This window comes from Methylobacterium sp. V23, assembly GCF_002917135.1.
In the GTDB taxonomy this organism is placed as follows: Bacteria; Pseudomonadota; Alphaproteobacteria; order Rhizobiales; family Beijerinckiaceae; genus Methylobacterium.
On record NZ_PDHT01000035.1, the window covers coordinates 1 to 20,858 of the forward strand.

General features: G+C 61.3%; 12 protein-coding genes and 2 tRNA genes. 10 read left to right on the plus strand and 4 right to left on the minus strand.

Annotated elements, in window-relative coordinates; translation table 11 throughout:
• Window positions 1–930: 930 nt before the first annotated feature.
• Both CRT23_RS23060 and CRT23_RS23065 read right to left on the minus strand, forming a co-directional pair.
• On the minus strand, window positions 931–3,036 hold the full coding sequence (locus CRT23_RS23060) for a L,D-transpeptidase family protein (RefSeq protein ID WP_103711944.1): 2,106 nt from the start codon (window positions 3,034–3,036) through the stop codon (window positions 931–933).
• A 98-nt stretch (window positions 3,037–3,134) separates the two neighbouring features.
• On the minus strand, window positions 3,135–4,628 hold the full coding sequence (locus tag CRT23_RS23065; protein ID WP_103711945.1) for a sigma-54 dependent transcriptional regulator: 1,494 nt from the start codon (window positions 4,626–4,628) through the stop codon (window positions 3,135–3,137).
• 299 nt (window positions 4,629–4,927) lie between these two features.
• Here CRT23_RS23065 and CRT23_RS23070 point away from each other — a divergent pair, with 299 nt between their 5' ends.
• The 10 genes from CRT23_RS23070 to CRT23_RS23115 all read left to right on the plus strand — a co-directional run bounded on the left by CRT23_RS23070 (window position 4,928) and on the right by CRT23_RS23115 (window position 16,263).
• On the plus strand, window positions 4,928–6,805 hold the full coding sequence (locus tag CRT23_RS23070; RefSeq protein ID WP_103711946.1) for a M3 family oligoendopeptidase: 1,878 nt from the start codon (window positions 4,928–4,930) through the stop codon (window positions 6,803–6,805).
• A gap of 341 nt (window positions 6,806–7,146) precedes the next feature.
• A complete protein-coding gene (locus CRT23_RS23075) occupies window positions 7,147–8,511 on the plus strand; it encodes an AarF/ABC1/UbiB kinase family protein (protein ID WP_103711947.1) in 1,365 nt (454 codons plus the stop codon).
• Between the two features lie 124 nt (window positions 8,512–8,635).
• Window positions 8,636–8,929: an aa3-type cytochrome c oxidase subunit IV gene (locus CRT23_RS23080; RefSeq protein ID WP_055955629.1), complete on the plus strand. Its 294-nt coding sequence runs from the start codon at window positions 8,636–8,638 to the stop codon at window positions 8,927–8,929.
• A 69-nt stretch (window positions 8,930–8,998) separates the two neighbouring features.
• The gene (locus CRT23_RS23085; RefSeq protein WP_103711948.1) at window positions 8,999–10,138 is read left to right on the plus strand and encodes a Re/Si-specific NAD(P)(+) transhydrogenase subunit alpha; all 1,140 of its coding nucleotides are present in this window, start codon (window positions 8,999–9,001) and stop codon (window positions 10,136–10,138) included.
• A gap of 17 nt (window positions 10,139–10,155) precedes the next feature.
• The gene (locus CRT23_RS23090; RefSeq protein WP_055955636.1) at window positions 10,156–10,605 is read left to right on the plus strand and encodes a proton-translocating transhydrogenase family protein; all 450 of its coding nucleotides are present in this window, start codon (window positions 10,156–10,158) and stop codon (window positions 10,603–10,605) included.
• A gap of 3 nt (window positions 10,606–10,608) precedes the next feature.
• Complete coding sequence (locus CRT23_RS23095) at window positions 10,609–12,006, plus strand: NAD(P)(+) transhydrogenase (Re/Si-specific) subunit beta (RefSeq protein ID WP_103711949.1); 1,398 nt, start codon at window positions 10,609–10,611, stop codon at window positions 12,004–12,006.
• 234 nt (window positions 12,007–12,240) lie between these two features.
• On the plus strand, window positions 12,241–13,929 hold the full coding sequence (gene recJ / locus CRT23_RS23100) for a single-stranded-DNA-specific exonuclease RecJ (protein WP_245436506.1): 1,689 nt from the start codon (window positions 12,241–12,243) through the stop codon (window positions 13,927–13,929).
• A gap of 68 nt (window positions 13,930–13,997) precedes the next feature.
• Window positions 13,998–14,081: transfer RNA gene (locus tag CRT23_RS23105), tRNA-Tyr, on the plus strand.
• Between the two features lie 71 nt (window positions 14,082–14,152).
• Window positions 14,153–14,226 (plus strand) — tRNA-Gly (locus CRT23_RS23110).
• A 630-nt stretch (window positions 14,227–14,856) separates the two neighbouring features.
• Entirely contained in the window at window positions 14,857–16,263 is a 1,407-nt protein-coding gene (locus CRT23_RS23115) for a DUF882 domain-containing protein (RefSeq protein WP_245436508.1), read from the plus strand.
• Window positions 16,264–18,777: 2,514 nt separating this feature from the next.
• On the opposite strand, the gene CRT23_RS23125 is transcribed toward CRT23_RS23115, so the two are convergent.
• Together CRT23_RS23125 and CRT23_RS23130 are read right to left on the minus strand one after the other, a co-directional pair.
• Window positions 18,778–19,251 (minus strand): MucR family transcriptional regulator, encoded by a 474-nt coding sequence (locus tag CRT23_RS23125; RefSeq protein ID WP_103711952.1) that lies wholly within the window; start codon window positions 19,249–19,251, stop codon window positions 18,778–18,780.
• 319 nt (window positions 19,252–19,570) lie between these two features.
• Window positions 19,571–20,857, minus strand: coding sequence for an MFS transporter (locus CRT23_RS23130; RefSeq protein ID WP_103711953.1), 1,287 nt, complete (start codon window positions 20,855–20,857; stop codon window positions 19,571–19,573).
• Window position 20,858: the final 1 nt, after the last annotated feature.

Below are 20,858 nucleotides of genomic sequence, written 5' to 3' on the forward strand. Positions count from 1 at the left end.
CGGGAAGGCCCTTCCGAGCAGAAGTGGTGTCCATCGTGACAGTGCCCTCAGGATAAGCAGACATTGATTCCCATAAGCCCGTGGCCTTGGAACGAAACGGGACAGGTTCGGTGCAGGTCGGAGTAAGATACGGAGATACCGTGCATCAAATGCAAGAACTGTAACAAATACTCCAATCATCATATCTCTGGATTATGACAAACAAGAGGCACAAACATGCATTAAAATACGATGTTAACAAATTATTCTTTCGGAAATTGCATTATACTTCTATATGAGGAGTCAATACTAGTAAGAGTTGTGATTTATGATCGAGCTGGTGGTGACAAGCCCTTCGTAGAGCGCGGCAGGTACATCCCGAAGTCTATCGTTCAACCAAGGCCTCAGTTTTTTAGTATCGACGTCGGTAGTTCTAGGAGCGATGCTCACCGTGACCTTATGCCAAGACGTTATTTGCCATCGGTTCTCAGAAAATTAGCCATCGCAGATTGGCACTTGCCAAACGCAAATCGCCTCGATTTCGGACCGGTAGTCCTGATGGTACTAGCGCCTGTTGCTCATCATTTCCCGGCGCGGAGTAGACACAACGTCGGGGCGATGGATCCAAAGTATTGGCGCAGCATTGCGCCCTGTGTTTGTATTCGAAGACCCGATGATCTATGCATGTCGTTCCAGAAGGGAATCGCACATTCGGAGCGGACGCAGTGGATCAGGTGTGTCCTCCGAAAGCGTTTGCCCGCATGTCGGCCTCAAAGAGGCTGCAACAAGCCGATGGTTCGGACACTCAGACCCGCGCTCGGCCGATGCAGTGTTAGGGTCGGAGGTATATCTCTCCGCTGCGGTTCACGCTTCCATCTCCGAAACTCGCTGGAGACACGCCGGCGCCGGTGATCAACCAAGCAGTGTCTCTAAATACCTAAACGTTGGGTGCTACCACCAACCGTTCAGGGGCCGGCCGGGCCGCGGAGTCCAGAGGTCAGGCTCACTGTTACCGGCCGGAGGACGTTCCACCATGGCGCGTGAAACAGGACCATCGGAATTGACTTCTCGAATACGTGCCCGGCGCGCGTCAGCCATTGGCTTTGGAGCGGCCGTCAGCGCCGGTCCGGTCCGCGCTGTGATCGTTGTCGGCTTCCTCTGTAGAGAGCGCCGGGCTTCCGCGGATTTGCCGTCTGATCCCCGCGCAACCAACAGACTCCCGGGGCTCAGTCCGAGTGCGATCTTCATACGTATGTCGTAACCGTACAGGTCGGGCAGGGTCCGCGTCGTACCGGCCTCGTCTACCAACGTCGTAAAATACGCGAGGTGAACCGGCAGCTTTTCACTCAAGCGGATCTGGCGCTCGCCCTTTCCAATTAGCTTCTTCAAGCGATCGCTCGACCACGCCTCAGGCAAGACCGCGTCAGCAAACCGGAACGGGTCCTCGACGCGTACGCAGCCATGGCTAAGGGCGCGGTGAGCGGACGAGAACAAAGTTCGGTTCGGTGTATCGTGGAGGTAGACCGCGTGATTGTTCGGGAACATAAACTTGATAAAGCCAAGGGCGTTGCGTTCCCCCGGCGGCTGACGCACCGAAACATTGCCATTGCGATAGACTACTTCATAGCCCCGACGGGCCGCGTAGTTCGGGTCGCGGGCGAGACCTGGCAAGAACTCATTCTTCAGGATCGAAGGCGGAACGTTCCAAGACGGATTGACGACCGCGTACTCCATGAGCCCCGAAAAGATCGGCGTCGGCGATTCCGTTTTACCGACGATCACGCGTGCCTCATCGCGCTGTCGTCCGTCGCGGACCACCCGCAAGCGAAACTCGGGGATGTTGACCATGACGTAGTCGCGGCCGAGATCGGACGGCAACCAGCGCCAGCGCTCCATGTTCACGATGAGCGCAGCCTCTGCTTCGTCGGTACGGCCCGCGGCGTCGGGCCGGGCCAGAGCGGATACGGTTTGGGCAGTCAATGCGCCGTTCGGGGGCAAACCTCGCGCGCGTTGGAACGCAGCCACAGCTGCAACCACGCCCGCATCGTAGGATTCCGAATTTCCCGGTCCGGCATCGAGAGTGCCGGCTGTCCGGGTTTCTAGGCCGAACCGGCTCCGTAGGGCCGGAACGCGCGGGTCCGTCATGCCGAGCTTAAGCACTGGCCCCTGCGACAGGTGTACGCTGGGCGCGGATGCAGTCTGACTCTGTCCGCGCAGCATCGCGAGGCGCGCTTTGAGAGCGAGGTAACCCGTCTGAGCTGGATTATAGCCTTGTAGCAGTGATCCCGCCGACGAGCCGCCGGAGGCGATCCGGGCAAGGACGGCATCCGGTGCCGGCAAGTCGAGAACCGGCGTGATCAGACGCGACAGATTGGCCAGATGGATGCGTCCACCGCGCGCATCCCGTGCATAGAGGACCACCGCGGCTGAGAGCTTCAAGTCCGCGTCCGCGATCTGCGCTTCGGTAGTTCCTAAGGTTCCGAGAACCGGCGCGGGATATGCCGAAGCCGTGAGGCCGTCCTCACCAGCGGCGGCCAGCCGGACAGCCACCGATTTCGCCGCGGGCGTCAGCGAACCATCGAGGATCCAGACCGGCTTAAAGGCACCCAGCGCGTAGAATGCCTGGATGGCCTCGCGATCTTTCGTCGAGAGCCGGGCGAGAAGCGGCTTTGGATCGGCAAGCCGGGTGGCGATGGCAGCAGCCTGCGGATCGGTCGGCAGGGGCGACGGTGCCGCAGCTTCGCTCGCGGAAGGCGTTCCCGATGAAGATGGGTTCGCATCCGGTCCCGTCGTGGTCGCGCTCGGACCGGCGCCCGCGGCGGAGGGGTCCGGCTTAGATGGCTCGTGCACCCCCGCATCGACCGAGGCGTTCCGTGCGACAGGGGTTGTGGGAGCCGCATCTGTAGCCGGCGGTGCTGGTTGAACCTGGGGGCTCTGTGCGTCGATCGCCCGGTTCTCCGGCGGGCGCACATCTAAGCCTTGGGCCTGGGCCTCATAGCCGACCAAGCCTGCCAAGAGTGCGGACAGCGCGACGGAGGCGGAGCGCGAAACGCCCATGGTGGCAACTCCTCGAGACCGACCGTACTGGCCGATGGCATTAGAATAATCGGACCCGGCAGGCGCGTGCGCAATCGCACGGTCGCCGACGAGAGCTTTCAGGCGGCAGCCTCGTCAACCTTGTCCTCTTCTGCGAGGCCCAGGTCCTTAAGCTTCCGGTAAAGGGTAGATCGGCCTATTCCAAGACGGCGTGAAACCTCGGACATTCGGCCGCGATAAAACTGGAGGGCGAAGCGAATGATCTCCGCCTCCAAACCGTCCATCGTCTTCATCTCACCAGTCTCTTCCGCGACCAGACTCATGGCATGCGGATCGCGCACTTCCACTCGGACGATTTCCCGCACCGGTTCCGGCGCGCCGCCTTGTACAATGGGCTGAATCGGTGCGGCGGGAATACGAACGTCGAACCCTTCCACCTGAGCGGCGATTTGGGGAAACTCGGAGACGGTCAGCTCGTCGCCATCTGCGAGCACGACTGCACGGAATAAAGCGTTCTCGAGTTGGCGGACATTACCCGGCCAGCCGTACCGTGTCAGAAGCGCCATGGCCTCGGGTGTGATGGCCCTCACCTTCTTGCCTTCCTCGGCCGCGAAGCGCGCGCAGAAGGAGCGCACCAGATCCGGTATATCCTCCCGGCGGGCCCGCAGCGGTGGCAGGGTCATCGGGAAGACGTTCAAACGATAATACAGGTCCTCGCGGAAGCGGCCCTGCTTCACGAGGTCGAGGAGCGAACGATTCGTCGCCGAGATTAAACGAATGTCCACCCGCACACTGCGCTTGCCGCCGACAGGGTCGACCTCGCCTTCCTGCAGGGCGCGCAAGAGCTTCACCTGCGCGTCGAGAGGTAGCTCGCCAATCTCGTCGAGGAAAAGCGTTCCACCCGACGCTTCGACGAACTTGCCGACGTGCCGCTCGGTAGCGCCCGTGAAGGCGCCCTTCTCGTGTCCGAAAAGCGTTGACTCGACGAGGTTGTCGGGGATTGCCCCACAGTTGACGGTGACGAATGCCTTGCCGCGTCGATCGCCAGACCCTTGTATTGCCCTCGCCAACACCTCCTTGCCGACGCCTGACTCCCCCTCGATAAGCACCGGAATGTTGGACTTGGCCGAGCGTTCGGCGAGACGGATCACCCGCTCCATATCTGGGCTCCGCGATGTCAGATCCTTGAAGGTCAGGGCGCCCGAGGCGCGCCGGCGCATGCGGCGGACCTCTTCTTCAAGCTGATCTACCTTGAGAGCGTTCTTGATCGAGACCTGCAGACGCTCGGCACCGGCTGGCTTGACGACGAAATCGGTGGCGCCGGCACGCATCGCCGTGACCACGGCGTCGATCGAGCCGTTTGAGGTCTGAACGATCACCGGCACGTCAAGGCCGGTCCTGCGCATCTCGGACATGACCCCTAAACCATCGAGGCCGCCGGGCATGACAAGGTCGAGGAGTAGCACGTCGATCGCATCACCGGCGCGCAAGACTTCGAGGCCCTGCTCGCCGCTCTCGGCCACTCGTGCCTCGAAGCCGAGGCGCCGAACCATCGTTTCGGCGAGGCGGCGCTGCACGGGGTCATCGTCGACGATGAGAACCGTTGTCGACATGGGGCAGCCTCGCTGTTCGCAAGCGGACGGCATCCGACGACACGGGGGTCGTCCGGGCGCCATCGTCGCCGGCGTGTTTCGTTTCGAACCGCAGGGTGCCCCAAGAGCGTAAAGCCGTGCTTAACGACGATCCGACTTTTCCGGACATGGGAGCTGTCAGTGCGGACGCCCCGCTCCGTGCGCCTCCTGACAAACCGGCTCGGCCTTCAGGATTATGATGGAATCGGATTGATCGGAGGGCCCCTGCACTCGATATCACCGCGCACGGCACTCACCGGGCCGAAAGGAAGCAGATCATCATGCCGAGCCGAACCGTCGCCACTGCCAGTCGTTCGGGCATCGTCACGAATGCGGAAGGGTCCAATGCGGCCAGAGCTACGGCACATGCGGCCGATCTAGGGGCGCTGCCGGAATGGGACCTCACCGACCTGTATGCAGGGATCGATTCGGCCGATTTCTCAACCGATTTGATCCGCGCCGAGGCAGACTGCGCGCGATTCTCCGAGCAGTACGCTGGACACCTCGCAGAGATGGCCGCCGCGCCGGATGCCTCGTCCCAGCTGGCCGAGGCGGTCGCCACATACGAAGGGATCGAGGACCTGCTCGGACGCCTGATGTCGTTCGCGGGCTTGGTGTATTCCGGCGACACCACGGATGAGCTCAGGGAGAAATTCTACGGCGACACACAGGAGCGTCTTACCACAGCCTCCAGCCATCTGCTGTTCTTCGCCCTCGAACTGAACCGCATTCCCGACGAGACCATGGATCTTGCCATGGCAGATGGGCCCCTCGCCCATTACGCACCCTGGCTCGAAGATCTACGGCGCGAGAAGCCGTTCCAGCTTGATGATCGCACCGAGAAGCTCTTCCTGGAGAAGTCCGTCACCGGGCGCTCGGCCTGGAACCGACTGTTTGACGGCACAATCGCAGCGCTCCGTTTCCCCGTGCAAGGGGAACACCTCACCTTGGAGCCGACTCTCAACAAACTCCAGGACCCGGATGGCTCCGTTCGGCAGGAAGCGGCGGGCGCTCTTAGCGAAGTTTTTCGCGCAAACCTGCGCACCTTTACGCTGATCACCAACACGCTTGCGAAGGACAAGGAGATCTCGGACCGCTGGCGTGGCTTCAAGGACGTGGCAGACGCGCGTCACCTCTCGAACCGCGTCGAGCCCGAGGTGGTCGCCGCGATGGTTGAAGCCGTTCAAGCGGCCTATCCACGGCTGTCGCACCGCTACTATCGCCTGAAGGCCAAGTGGTTCGGCGTTGAGGCTCTACCCTACTGGGACCGAAACGCTCCGCTTCCCAAGGTCGATCAGCGTACCATTCCCTGGAGCGAGGCGCGCAACACCGTCTTGGACGCTTACCGGGCATTCTCGCCGCAGATGGCCGACATTGCCCAGACGTTCTTCGATCGCAATTGGATCGATGCACCGACTCGCCCCGGCAAGGCGCCTGGCGCCTTCGCGCACCCGACGGTACCATCGGCCCATCCCTACGTCCTTGTGAACTATCAGGGGAAGCCGCGGGACGTCATGACCCTTGCGCATGAGCTCGGCCACGGCGTGCATCAGGTTCTCGCCGGCCCGAACGGTGCTCTCATGGCACCGACACCTCTCACCCTTGCGGAGACTGCCAGCGTCTTCGGTGAGATGCTGACCTTCCGTCGCCTCCTGGCCGGCACCGGGAACAAGAGCCAGCGCCGCGCCATGCTGGCGGCGAAGGTGGAAGACATGATCAACACAGTCGTCCGCCAGATCGCGTTCTACGTCTTCGAGCGCAAGGTCCACCTCGCCCGGACACAGGGCGAGCTGACCGCCGAACAGCTCAACGGACTGTGGATGTCGGTACAGGCGGAGAGCCTCGGTCCGGCGATAGCACTCGATGCGGGCTACGAGCCCTTCTGGGCCTACATCCCGCACTTCATCCATTCACCGTTCTACGTCTATGCCTATGCCTTCGGCGACTGCCTCGTGAACTCACTCTATGGCGTCTACGCGCAGGCTGAGGATGGCTTTGTGGAGCGTTACTTCGCACTTCTGTCAGCCGGCGGCGCGAAGCCCTACGGCGAACTTCTTGCCCCATTCGGCCTCGACGCCCGCGACCCGGGCTTCTGGCAAATCGGGCTCTCGATGATCGAAGGTATGATCGCCGAACTGGAAGCGATGGAGGGTGCGTAAGCAAGCGGTCGTGTGAGCCCCTGGCGATACAAGTCTCCCGTTGGTTACCTTAAACAACGGGAGGCGGTTCCTTGTGAGATTTGGCGCCACGCACGATCCACTCTGACACTCCGTCCGCATGCGTCTCAAGGGGCTCCTTTTAAGGGGCAAGGTGAAGGTATAGTGGCGATCCGGGTGTTTGCTTCCGGTGCGAGGGACGAAAACTGAACGCTCTATGGAAGGCGGGGTGATCCGCTGGTGACGAGGGTGCAGAGCCGCGACCGTTGAGCCCGCTGCCCTGGCAGGATGCGCCGGTGCGCTTATCTCAAACTTAGGATTTCCCGACGAGTTGATTGATCCCGATGGCCGACACCGATCGTGAAGCCAACCGCTTCTCCGCCCGCGCCAGTCGCTATGCGCGCGTCGGCGCCAATGTCGGCGGGGTGGCGGCCCGCATGGCCGGCGCAAAGCTGTTCGGCGGAAAGGAGGCTCCGTCCAATGCGGCAGCCTTGGCCCAAGCTCTTGGTGGCCTGAAGGGGCCGATCATGAAAGTGGCGCAGCTGCTTGCGACGGTTCCAGACCTGTTGCCGCCCGAGTACGCCACCGAACTGCAGAAGCTTCAAGCCGATGCGCCCCCAATGGGCGCAGCGTTCGTCAAGCGCCGCATGATGGCCGAGCTTGGAGTGGGTTGGCAGACCCGGTTCCAGACTTTTGATCTGAAGCCGGCCGCAGCGGCTTCCCTCGGCCAAGTTCACCGCGCAACGGCGCTCGACGGCACACGGCTCGCCTGCAAGCTTCAATATCCGGATATGCAATCGGCCGTGGAGGCCGACCTCAAACAGCTCGAAGTCGCATTCGCTCTGCATCGCCGCATGTCATCGTGGCTCGATACCCGGGAGATTGCGAAGGAAATCGGCGCCCGTGTCCGCGAGGAACTCGATTACGAGCGAGAAGCGAAACATGCCGTGCTCTACGGCAACGTTCTTCGCGACGTCGATGCGGTCCGCGTACCCGCCATCCACAAGGATCTCTCGACAAAGCGCCTTTTGACGCTTGGCTGGCTCGATGGTCAGCGGATTCTCGATTTTGCCGAGGCTCCGGTGGACGTCCGAAATCGGCTGGCCCGTTCGATGTTCAAGGCCTGGTGGCATCCCTTCAGCCGTGCCGCCGTCATTCACGGGGACCCCCACCTCGGCAACTACACGGTCTTCTCGGAAGGCGGCGAGGCGAAGGGGATCAACCTTCTCGACTACGGCTGTGTCCGGATCTTTCATCCGCGCTTCGTCGGTGGGGTGGTCGACCTCTATCGGGGTCTGCTGACCAACGACAATGCCCGTATCGTTCATGCGTACGAGACCTGGGGATTCAAGAACCTCAATAAGGAACTTGTCGAAATCCTGAATATCTGGGCGCGCTTTATCTATGGACCGATCTTGGAGGATCGTACACGAACCGTGGCCGACGGGGTCAAGCCAGGCGAGTATGGGCGTCGGCAGGCCTTCGAGGTCCATCAAGCCCTCAAGGCGCGTGGCCCTGTCACGATCCCACAGGAGTTCGTTTTCATGGACCGCGCGGCGGTCGGCCTCGGCGCCGTCTTTCTGCATCTCCGTTCGGAGCTGAACTATCACCGCTTGTTCGAAGCCGAGATCGACCGGTTCTCCCTTGCCGAACTGGAAGCGCGCCAGGGCGAGGCGCTTACGACGGCAGGACTTGCGTTGCCGGCTTGAAAGCGTGGCCATAAAAAGGCGTTCGAGGTGATTGGTCGGTGCGCATGTCGATTGCGAGCGACCTTGGCTTGCGCTAAATCCCCTTGGAACAAATCAAGATGATGCCCAAGGGGACGCTCACAAGATGGCCGATACCAAGACCGTGTCCGGTGCGCATTACAGCCCGGCGATGGATGAGAAGACTCACGAGCAGACCTATCGCGGCTTCGTTCGATTCGTAGAGATCGGCACTGGTGTCGTCCTATGCTGGGTCCTGGCGCTGGCTGTCGGCGGTATTCGCGAGGCCTGGCTAACCGCAATCTTCGGTGTGATCCTGTCTGGTGTCGCGGGTGCCGTCGGCGCTCTCGCTCCCGCGATCGGCTGGAAGGCCCCCCTGGCAGTTGGCATCCTCCTGGCGCTGTACCTCGCTTTCGCTTGATCCCTTTCCATCCCTAACTTGACTGATTTGCGGGTCGCCTTCGGGCCGTCCTTTAAGGAGCATTCCTGCATGCGCATCGCTGTATTATCGGAAACCGATCCCGCGGAGCCGCGGGTCGCGGCGGTGCCAGAGACGGTCAAGAAGTTCATCGGCCTCGGAGCCGACGTGACCGTGCAGTCTGGAGCGGGCCTCAAGGCTGGCGTGCTGGACGTCGAGTACGAAGCCGCCGGCGCTTCGATCGTCGGCTCAGCCGCTGATGCGGTCAGCTCAGCCGATCTCGTTCTGAAGGTTCGGCGTCCGTCCCCCGAGGAAATCGGCCTCCTGAAGCGCGGCGCGAGCGTCGTCGCAATCATGGATCCATACGGCCATGAGGCGGAGCTTGGGGCCATGGCGGAAGCCGGTCTCGACACCTTCGCGATGGAGCTGATGCCCCGCATCACGCGTGCTCAGGTAATGGACGTACTGTCGTCGCAAGCAAACCTTGCCGGCTACCGTGCTGTCATCGACGGCGCTGCCGAGTACGGCCGTGCCATGCCGATGATGATGACCGCTGCCGGCACTGTTCCAGCGGCGCGCGTCTTCGTCATGGGCGTCGGCGTCGCTGGCCTTCAGGCGATCGCAACGGCACGCCGCATGGGTGCGGTCGTCACCGCTACGGACGTGCGCCCGGCAACCAAGGAACAGGTCGAGTCCCTCGGCGCGAAGTTCGTTGCTGTCGAGGACGAAGAGTTCAAGCAGGCGGAAACCTCCGGCGGCTATGCCAAGGAGATGTCGGCCGAGTACAAGAAGAAGCAGGCTGACCTCGTCACTACCCATATCGCCAAGCAGGACATCGTCATCACGACGGCGCTGATCCCTGGGCGGCCGGCTCCGCAGCTCGTGTCCGAGGCAATGGTCGCATCAATGAAGCCGGGCTCGGTTCTCGTCGATCTTGCCGTCGAGCGCGGTGGGAACGTCGAGGGTGCCAAGAGCGGAGAGGTTGTCACGACTGAAAAGGGCGTGAAGATCGTCGGTCACCTCAACGTGCCTGGCCGCCTCGCAGCCACCGCCTCCAGCCTCTACGCCCGCAACCTCTACGCTTTCGTCGAGACGCTGATCGACAAGGAAGCCAAGACATTGGCGGTCAAGTGGGACGATGAACTCGTCAAGGCGACCAACCTGACTCGCGACGGTCAGGTCTCGCATCCCTCGTTCCAGCCCAAATCTTGATCCCGCCGGAGGATACGATGGCCACGCTTCCCCCCGATCAGGCCGCTGAGCAGGCGCGCGCCGCCGCCGCCGCGGCCCGAACCGCTGCCGATATCGCGCAGCAGCATGCGCTCCAGGCGCAGAAATACGCCGATGGTATCGGTCACGGCCTTAGCGCTGTCACTCACGGCGCCGTCGACCCGACGGTCTTCCAACTCGCGATCTTCGTGCTGGCGATCTTCGTCGGCTACTACGTGGTCTGGTCGGTGACTCCGGCCCTCCACACCCCTCTGATGTCCGTCACCAACGCGATCTCATCGGTGATCATCGTCGGCGCGCTCCTGGCGGCGGGTGTTCCCTATGTTGAGCACGGCACCGGCTGGGCCCGCTTCTTCGGTTTCGTCGGTATCATCCTCGCCAGCGTAAACATCTTCGGCGGGTTTCTCGTCACCCAGCGCATGCTCGGCATGTACAAGAAGAAGGCCTGAGACATGTCCCAGAACGTCTCATCCCTTCTCTACATCGTATCCGGCGTCCTGTTCATCATGGCGCTGCGTGGGCTCTCCCACCCCACCACCTCACGGCAGGGCAACCTGTACGGCATGATTGGCATGGGGCTGGCCATGCTCACCACCCTGGTCGGCCATCCGCCAGCCGGGCTCGGCGCCTGGGTCATCGTGATCCTCGGCCTCGCGATCGGCGGGGGTGCCGGCGCGGTGATCGCCAAGCGCGTGCCGATGACGGCGATGCCGCAGCTCGTCGCCGCCTTTCACTCCCTCGTCGGCCTTGCAGCTGTGATGGGAGCGGCCGCGACCCTGTACGCTCCGCAGGCCGTGGGCATCCTTGAGAACGGCCACATCCATAAGGAGTCGCTGTTCGAAATGGCCCTCGGCGTGGCCATCGGCGCCATCACCTTCACGGGCTCGGTCATTGCCTTCGCGAAGCTCGACGGGCGCATGTCCGGTAAGCCGATCATGCTGCCCCAGCGGCACCTCATCAACATTGGCCTCGGCATCGCCTTGGTGGTGCTGATCGCCATCTTCATCGGCAGCGAGAGCAAGGCGATCTTCTGGTTGATCGTAATCTTGTCCTTCGTTCTCGGCGGCCTCCTCATCATCCCGATTGGCGGCGCCGACATGCCCGTCGTCGTCTCGATGCTTAACTCCTACTCGGGCTGGGCAGCCGCCGGCATCGGCTTCACCTTGGGCAACCTCGCGCTCATCATCACGGGTGCGCTTGTGGGCTCGTCCGGCGCGATCCTGTCCTACATCATGTGTAAGGCGATGAATCGGTCGTTCATCTCGGTCATCCTCGGCGGCTTCGGCGGTGACGCTGCGGCTGTGGGCGGCGGCGCAGTAGAGACCCGTCCGGTCAAGCAAGGTTCGGCGGACGACGCGGCCTACATCATGAAGAACGCGGAGCGAGTCATCATCGTACCGGGCTACGGGATGGCGGTAGCGCAGGCTCAGCATAGCCTTCGCGAGATGGTCGACCTGCTGAAGAAGGAGGGTGTGGACGTGAAGTACGCGATCCACCCTGTCGCTGGCCGCATGCCTGGTCACATGAACGTGCTGCTCGCCGAGGCGAACGTACCTTACGACGAGGTCTTCGAGCTCGAGGACATCAACGGAGAGTTCCCGCAGGCCGATGTGGCCTTCGTCATCGGCGCAAACGACGTCACCAATCCGGCAGCGAAGACGGACAAGGCCTCGCCGATCTACGGTATGCCCATCCTCGACGTCGAGAAGGCCAAGACGGTGCTCTTCATCAAGCGCGGCATGGGCTCCGGCTACGCAGGCGTGGAGAACGAGGTGTTCTTCCGCGATAACACCATGATGCTGTTCGGCGACGCAAAGAAAGTGGTCGACAGCATCCTTAAAAACCTCTGACGCCGCCGCGGGCGACGACCCGCGATGCGGTCTTGGCGGGGTCGGCGCATGTTCGCCGGCCCCGTTGTCGTTTCAGATGCAGTCTTGCGGCAGACATGGCGCTATGATCCTCCCGTGTCAGTCGCCTTTTCCCTCGACGCGCCCCGCGCGTTCCTCGACGTCTCCCTCTCGGTTCTCGGGCGGCCCTGGCGCGACCGCTGCGCGGATCCAACCGTGCAGGCCTACGCGGCGACGATGGTGCAAGCGTATGCCTTGCCCGAGCTGCTGGCACGAGTTCTGGCGGGGCGCGGTATCCGCCCGGCCGAAGTGGACGCCTACCTGAAGCCACGCTTGCGCGACCTTATGCCGGATCCCGATTGCCTGATCGACATGGCGCCGGCCGTCGACCGGCTTGCCCGTGCCGTTCAGACCAGCGAGCAGGTAGCGATCTTCGGCGATTACGATGTCGATGGAGCCGCGAGCGCCGCGCTTCTGGCGAGCTATCTACGTGGCTTCGGCCTAACCGTTCACATTCACATTCCCGACCGGATCACGGAGGGCTATGGCCCGAACGTTGCTGCCGTCGAGGCCCTGCGAGGCGCTGGCGCTACCCTGCTGGTCACCGTCGATTGCGGCACGAGCGGACACGCCCCTCTGGAGGCTGCCGCGGCACTCGGCCTTGATGTGATTGTCCTCGACCACCATGGAGCCCCGGAGCACCTGCCTCCCTGCCGTGCTCTGGTCAATCCGAACCGCCTCGACGATCTCTCCGGCCTCGGACACCTCTGCGCTGCGGGCGTCGTCTTTTTGACGCTCGTCGCCTTGAACAGGCGTCTTCGGGGAGAAATTGAGTTTGTCGACCGGCTACCCGACCTCGCCCAGTCCCTCGACCTCGTTGCCCTGGCGACTGTGGCGGATGTTGTTCCACTGGTCGGCCTAAACCGCGCCCTTGTTGTTCAAGGTCTCAAGGTGATGCGCGCTCGCAGCCGCATAGGCCTCGCGGCGCTGCTGGACGCGGCATCCTTAGCTGAGCCGCCGGAAGCTTGGCACCTCGGTTACCTCGTCGGCCCACGGATCAATGCTGGGGGACGGATTGGAGATGCGGCTCTTGGGGCAACCCTCCTTACGACCGCTGACCCGGCCGAGGCTTCACGGATCGCGGTGGAACTGGACCGTCTCAATCGCGAACGGCAGGTGATTGAGGCGGAGGCGGTCGCCGCCGCTGAGGCCGAGATGGACCACCTGCTCAGTTTCGATCCGGACCGTCCGGTGCTGGTCGCTGCGTCCGCCGACTGGCATCCCGGCGTTGTCGGGCTCATCGCCGCGCGCCTGAAGGAGCGTTTCGGCCGCCCAGCCTTTGCCTTCGCCCTGCGTCCAGACGGCACTGCGACCGGCTCGGGTCGTTCGATCATGGGCGCGGATCTAGGGCATGCCGTCCGTACGGCAGTCGAGGCGGGGCTGGCTCTGAAAGGCGGGGGCCACGCCATGGCGGCGGGCGTGACGCTGCCCGGACCGGACGTCACGGGTTTTCGCGATCACCTCGCATCTGTTCTGTCGACGACCGTGGCTGAGGCACGGGCTGTCGAAGCGCTCCTGGTGGATGGTGCAATCAGTGCGGGCGGTGTCACCGCCGAACTAGTGCGCACGATCCACCGCGCCGGTCCATTCGGCTCTGCGGCTCCGGAGCCGACCTTCGTCCTATCACGCCACCGCATCGTGGACGCCGCCGTCGTAGGCCAAGGACACGTTCGGGTTCGTCTGCGTAGCAGGGATGGCCAAGCCATCGGCGCCATCGCATTCCGGTCGACACAAGGCCCGCTTGGACAGGCACTCCTGTCCAGCATCGGCAAAGAGGTGCACGTCGCCGGCACACTGTCTGTAGATACCTGGCGCGGCGCCGAGCGAGCCCAGATGCGGATATGCGATCTCGCATATTTCGATTGAGTGATGCGGTTGACTCCCGCCCGGACGGTCATCATAAGGACGGCGCGCCGCCGAAAGGCGGTCGGTTTGGGGGAATGTCCCGAGCGGCAAAGGGGGCGGACTGTAAATCCGCTGCGTAAGCTTCGTAGGTTCGAGTCCTACTTCCCCCACCAAACCTCTACTGAGATCCCGATCTTCTTCGGGCTGTCTCAGGCTTCGGTGGCCTGCTAGAAGGGTCGGCGATGCGGGTGTAGCTCAATGGTAGAGCAGCAGCCTTCCAAGCTGAATACCCGGGTTCGATTCCCGGTACCCGCTCCAGCCGGCTACTAGATCCGACGCCGCTGAAGACCCCTGATACGATCTCCGCGATCAAGCGTATGGAAGACTGATCGATTGGACGGGGGCGGCTTGTCCAGACGCCATAGTGTGTCACGGAAAATTTTTCGCTGGCAGCATCAGCAAATTAGTTTTTTGTTTGCAGTTCATCGAGGTGTCGGAGCGACAATTCCTTCGCGTTTGTATCGATACTGCGGCACATTTCTGTAAAATAGATTCGCCTATTGCCTAAAGGCTGGTCAGACATAAATCTTGATTCTTTGACCCTTCTAGAAAACACATGAGACGACCGTTTTTGCTGAGGCATACCGATTCGCGGCGTTCCTTGGACCGAAAGTATTGCACATTTAGGAACATAATCTGGACGGCGCCTCTGCGCACACCGAGGCACGATTTTGCCATGGTTCAGACCTAGCCGTAAGGCATCGGGTAGCAAAACGCCGAGAACTTAGTAAACCGAACGTTTACGGTTTTCGGCAACCTTGCGTTCACCATGATCCGTGCCCCGCGCGCGATTGGGTAGAGGGTGAGATCACGGTGGGTAAGTTTCTGCGGAACGGCCGGACGACCCAACGCGCTGTCTCGCTGAAGCGGGCCGGACGTCTACCGGTCATCGTCGCTAGTTTCGGTCTCGCTCTCCTTGGGGGAACCCGTGGCACACAGGACGCCGTCGCCAATGGCGATACCCGGACCCTGTCGATCTATCACACCCATACGAAGGAAAGCCTGACGGTTACCTTCAAGCGCGACGGACGTTACGACCGGGCGGCTCTCGAACAGCTGAACTGGCTCCTGCGTGACTGGCGGGTCGACGAGCCGATCAAGATGGATCCGCGCCTGTTCGACACGGTCTGGGAAGCCTACCGGTCGGTAGGATCGCAGGAACCCATCAACGTCGTCTCTGCCTATCGCTCGCCCGGCACCAACGCGATGCTGCGCCGACGATCCAAGATGGTCGCCGAGTACAGTCAGCACATGCTCGGTAAGGCGATGGATTTCTATCTACCGGACGTGTCGATCGACCAGATTCGTGCCATCGGTATGCGGATGCAACGGGGCGGCGTCGGTTGGTATCCACGCTCAAACTCTCCCTTCGTACATCTCGACGTGGGTTCAGTCCGCTCCTGGCCGCGCATGACGCACGATCAGCTGGCTCGTCTTTTCCCGGATGGAAAGACTGTACACCTCCCTTCCGACAATCGGCCCCTGCCCGGCTATGAAACGGCCCGTACCGAGATCCTTGCGCGGGGCGGCACGGTCCTTGGGATCACGGAAGTGGCGCAGCTGGACGAGGACGATGGGCCAAGCATCAAGGGGTTCTTCGCCAGCCTCTTTGGCGGAGGCTCGCAGAATACCGCAACGCCGGTTCAAATGGCAGCGAAAGCGTCTGTGGGACCGCGCCCGAAGGCAACGGCCATCGTTGTTGCCAGTGCCGATCCCGAGGACCCAGTCGGTGCGCGCTCAGCGCTTGCGTACGCAGCACCCGCCACGGATGAGACTCTGAAGAGCAATCTGCTTGATCGTGACGGCCGCGACGCCCAGAGCCTCCTGACCGGTGAGACGCAAGCGGCTGCAAAACCAGCGCCGGATGCGGCCGTTTCAGCGTCTCTGCCGCTACCACCTCGCCGTCCAGCTGAATTTGTAGCCGTAACTGCTGCTCTGACGATGCCCCTCCCGCCCCCTCGGCCTGTTGTACATCTTGCCGGTCTCGGCAATGCCGCTATGGTTAATCTTACCCCAGATTCGCCACCCCGTGCGGTACCTGTACCGGCCAATGCGGATTCGCGAACCCAGCTACATGCGCTCTTCGTTGCGGCTGCCACGGATGTCGAACCCGCAAGCCGTGCGGCACCGGTGAAACTTGCAAAGGCGAAGGCAAAGCTCGACGGAGCGCCGACGGCGATTGTCTTGCCGCAAACTGGAATCGCCACACGCTTCTCGGCTCGGAGCCCCGGAGACGATCTCGCGGCCTCGCGTTTTACTGGCTCGGCGACACGCGTTGTGCCTGGTAACCGCTGATTACAGCGGGGTTGTCCCGGGAAAGTGCAAACGACCGGCTTTGCGTCCGCTTGAGCTCTTAACCGACGACGGTCATCGGTTGCGAGCACACGAGCCTGCGGGCCCCGCCTTGGCGATTTGGCGACCCTGCCGCAGGGGCCGTCCAGCATAGAGTCGGCGAGCGTTCGCGGGCGGCGGGACCAAGCAGGAGTCCGCACACAAGGAGAAATGTTGCTCATCCCTGTGATCCCGACGCGACTCGAACATCTCGATCGCGCGCGACTCTCCGCGACAAAGCTTTTTTCTCGAGCTCGATCACCGGGTGGCGTCACCTAAAGAGACAATCAATGAAGGCAACTAGGACTAACTCAAATCAATAAATGTCTGTACATTTTAATCACCGGGATTCAATCGGCAATTCGCATGATAAAGATTGAAGCATTCAGTCATATGATGTGTTGCTGAAGGATATTTCTTTAGCCCAGTTTTTACTAGTGTGCTTTTTCCCGGACCACTCGAACTGATCCCGGTTCTTCAATCGAAGTTTGCACTGACTGCTCAGTTGCAAAAAGACTTCTATTGTGTGCGAAAGCCTCGCCAATCCCCCAAATGGGGCATGCAAATCTGAATTCATTTCGCACACAAGGAGAGAACTCCAGGGTTGGGAGAATCTGGCAATCGGTCCATGAGGACTGTCATGGCCCAGAATTCGAAAGAAGGGGCTCCCTGATGTTCACGGTAAGTGCGAGCTTCCTGCTGGCTGGCGTTGCTTTGGCAGCTGCAGCACAGGCTTCGCCGCGGCGTCGGAGCGTCTTGGAATGGGCCGGCGGCACCCTGCTCATCGCAGGGCTAAGTCTGCTTGGCGCAGGACTTCGACTGTTCCGATAATGTGCTGGCCCCTGCGGCGCCGCAGACCGATCGCTCTATGGTGAGGCGAACAGAACTCCTGGTCCGAGCGCCCTATGTGCGGGATATGGTACGCATCCACATCGGCAAGCTCAGGATGGCGCTCCTGCTCCCGCTCATCCCGAGCCGCTTCGGCCTCGGGTAGCACAACAGCGCTCATGCTCGTCGGCCTCGATGGCAAAACCTTCTTCGCGCCGGATGGAAGCTGCAACGGACCGAACGGAAACGATACTCTGGGATCATTGACGTCAGCGAAGAGGCACATTCTCGCCTCGTCCATACTCTTCCCCTCGATAACGCGGTGTACGGCCCACTAACGAACCTGCGGCTCATGCCGAATGGACGCCTTGGCGTGGTCGTAAGTTCGGTGCTGATGCATCAAGAGGATGCAGTCTGGTACGCTCACGCAGACAATTCCCTGCATGTCATCGATCTGATCACACCACCACTGCGCCTTATCGAGATGGTCGAGATTGGATGGTAATCCTCGGACATCGCAATTTCGAAGGTCGGCGACTTGTCTCTCGTTGCGAACCGCGAGGGACGCAGTGTTACCGTGCTGTCGATCGCCGCCGCAAAGGTGCCGTCAGTTGCAATGGTCGATGTCCTCAATGAAGCCGCAGCCGTCGCGTTTATGCCCAATGGTAGGCGCGCCTTCGTCGCGAGGTACAAGTCGGCGCGCGTCGGCGTCCTAGCGATCGATGCCACTTTGGGGCGGCATGAGACTGCGAACAATATGCCGTCGGTACCGGAGTCTACGGGCTCGACGTCACGCCCAACGGGACGCTGGTCGGACATACCCAATGAGAGCAAAGAGCCGTGCGCGCAGATATCAACAGTATCATACGAGCCGATGGTCGATCCCGAACATCTTCGATTACTGCGAAATTGGTGATACGCCAGAACTCTTAGTGCTTGCACCGGACGGTCGACATGCTTCAGTCACGGTCGTACGGGGTTCGAGCACAGCGCATGCAAGTCTAGGCTACACACCGACGACTGGATTCGCGTTGCTGACTATCCCTGAGCAGAACGTTTAGACTATATACTAGGCCGATGCGGGGCCGTCACACAGAGTATCTCATTCAGCCCTTCGGAAGTTATATCTATATCAAAAATTATCCCGACCAGAACTTTGGCATATGTAGCATCGCAGGCGGCATCTTGAACTAGGCAGGTGACCGCCTGACGCTCCCGGGCCAACCCGCATCCCTGACCGGTGGATAGCATCCTCGATGTCAGAGGAGCCTTGCGGAAACAAACATGGCCGCTTCTCTAAGGCGCGAGAGAACGCCCCCTGCTGACGAATGGGTAGATTGTCTTTGTCGTAACAATTATGTTGGCTTTCGCGACGATCGCTACTGGAACGCCTAACGTCTCTTTGCTGGTCCAAGGCTCTTCCATCGGCGCTGGGACTTCCGCGCCATGCGTTACGTCGGACCCGGCGACATTGTGATCTTCGCTGCGGGAAATGGAATACATCAGAGCGCAGATCTGAGCCCGACCAATCGGGATCAGCATTGACTCTAGAGTTGCTGCTAAAGCCTCGCCAGCGGGCAGATGCGCTGGCTATCGAGGTCCCGCACCGATTAGGGAAGGCGAGACCTCGATCAGTCGCGAAACGGTACCTTAAGCTGCCTGCTTGCGACCCTTGGTCTTCGGCGGCACCTCATCGTCCTCATTACGGTTGGCAACCTGACCCAAACCGATGGACTTCGCGAGTTCCGAACGCATGGCTGCGTAAGACGGGGCAACCATCGGGTAATCCGCTGGGAGGCCGTACCGCAGCCGGTAGCTGTGCGGATCGAGACCATGGCTGCTGAGATGACGCTTCAGTGTCTTGTAGCTCTTGCCGTCGAGGAAGCTGACGATGCCGTCCGGCATCACAGACTTGCGGATTTGGGCAGGCGACGGCTTTTCCGGGGCGACCTCTTCCGCGACCTGAGCGGTACCGGCGACAAGGCCGTTGAGTGCTGCGTGCACGTTGCGGATCAGATCTGGTAGATCGGCGGTGCGGACTGGATTGTTCGACACATACGCCGCGACGATGTCCGCGGCGAGATCGACGAAGTCGGTCGTTTGAATTTCGGTGCTTTCGGACATGCGTAGTTTTCTTTTCCCTGTGCCCCCAAGGCAGCAGATCGCCCATTTGTAGACATTTATCAAGCGGTCGAAGCCAAATTCGCTGATGAACATGCCTGACATGCGCATCACAGATAAGAGATGTCCACAACAGGGACTCTCGAGCTGGAAGGGTACTCGCGTTTATTGCTTCTGTGCTCAGGCGTTTCCGCTGGCACAACCATCGGGTCGCGTCGGATAGACCGAGCGTTGTCCGCGCGGCCTGATCAGATGACGGACCCCGAAGAATCTCAAGTCAGAGCATCACGCTCACGCGCCCTGAGATCCGGTGCTTGAGGGCCTATACCCGGCCCGTCGGATCCTGGTTCTGCGCGATCCTATCCTGATGCATCTGACGCTCTAGCTGACGACGCCCAAGCCACAGGCCGTTCAGAAGCCATGCCACCGAGAGAGGGACTGCCGTTACGGCGACAGCGGTCGATCCGAGCCCGAGAGCGGCGATCCCAGCGAATGACCAGGCCCCCAACTGGTCGCCGACCCGATATACCACCGTGTCGATGAAGTTCTTTGCTTTGTACCGATCCTCGCGAGGCACCACGGTAAAGAGTACTTCGCGGATTGGCCGGGCAATGGCGAAATTTCCGGCACGTCGCAGGACTTGGAAAACCACAATCGCCGCAATCGTCGGCGATACGGCCAAAGCAGCGAAACCGAGGATGCTGGCTGCTGGCAAGAGGGCCAGGGTCGGTCCTAAGCCAATCCGGCGCACGATCCGTCCCGTCAGGAAAAATTGCACGCCGAGCGTGAGGATATTCACCAACAAATCCACGCTGGCGAAGAAGGCTGTCTGAGGTCCCCGATCGGAAAAGCTACGCTTGGCAATACCGGCTTGCTCGAAGTACAAGAATGTCGAGGTGATCGAGAACAGCAACAGGAAAAGACTGATATTCAGAAGGTAGGGCGAGCGAAGCGTTCGCGTGATGCCCGCGAAGGCGCTGCCGCCGATGGCCCCGGCGGCCGGTGCATCGCCGGTGTGGGGTGCTTCGCGGAGTCGGTCCGACATTTGGGCGAGCCCGCGCATGCTGAAGACCGCGACTTCAAGAAGAACTGCGGCGCCGAGTAGCAGGGCCCAGGTCGGCGCGTCGCGGGCGAGGATGGCAGTCGTGGCCGAGCCCGCGATGGCACCGAGCGTCGCTCCGGCGGCAATGAACGCGAAAAGCCGCTTTCCTTGTTCCGCTGAGAAGACATCAACGATGGTGGCCCAAAAGACCGAGACGACGAATAAGTTAAAGATCGACAACCAAATGAAGAAAGCACGACCAATCCATATATTCCCCTCCGGACCCGCGACGTACAAAGCGGCGGCGAAGACGAGAATGTTTGCTGCAAAGAATCGGTAGGTGAGCGGCACGAACCGCGCTCGTGGAAGCGTCTTTACCAGCCAAGCAAATGGCACGTTGAGGGCCAACATTCCCGCCAGGGTGCCCGTGAAGAGCCAGGGCAGGTTCTCGATGCCGCCTGCCACGCCCATCTGGTCACGGATTGGCCGGAGGACGTAATAAGCCGCCAGGATCGAAAAAATGTATGCCCACGACCAGGCAAGAGCTGGTCCCTCGCCTGGCCGCACA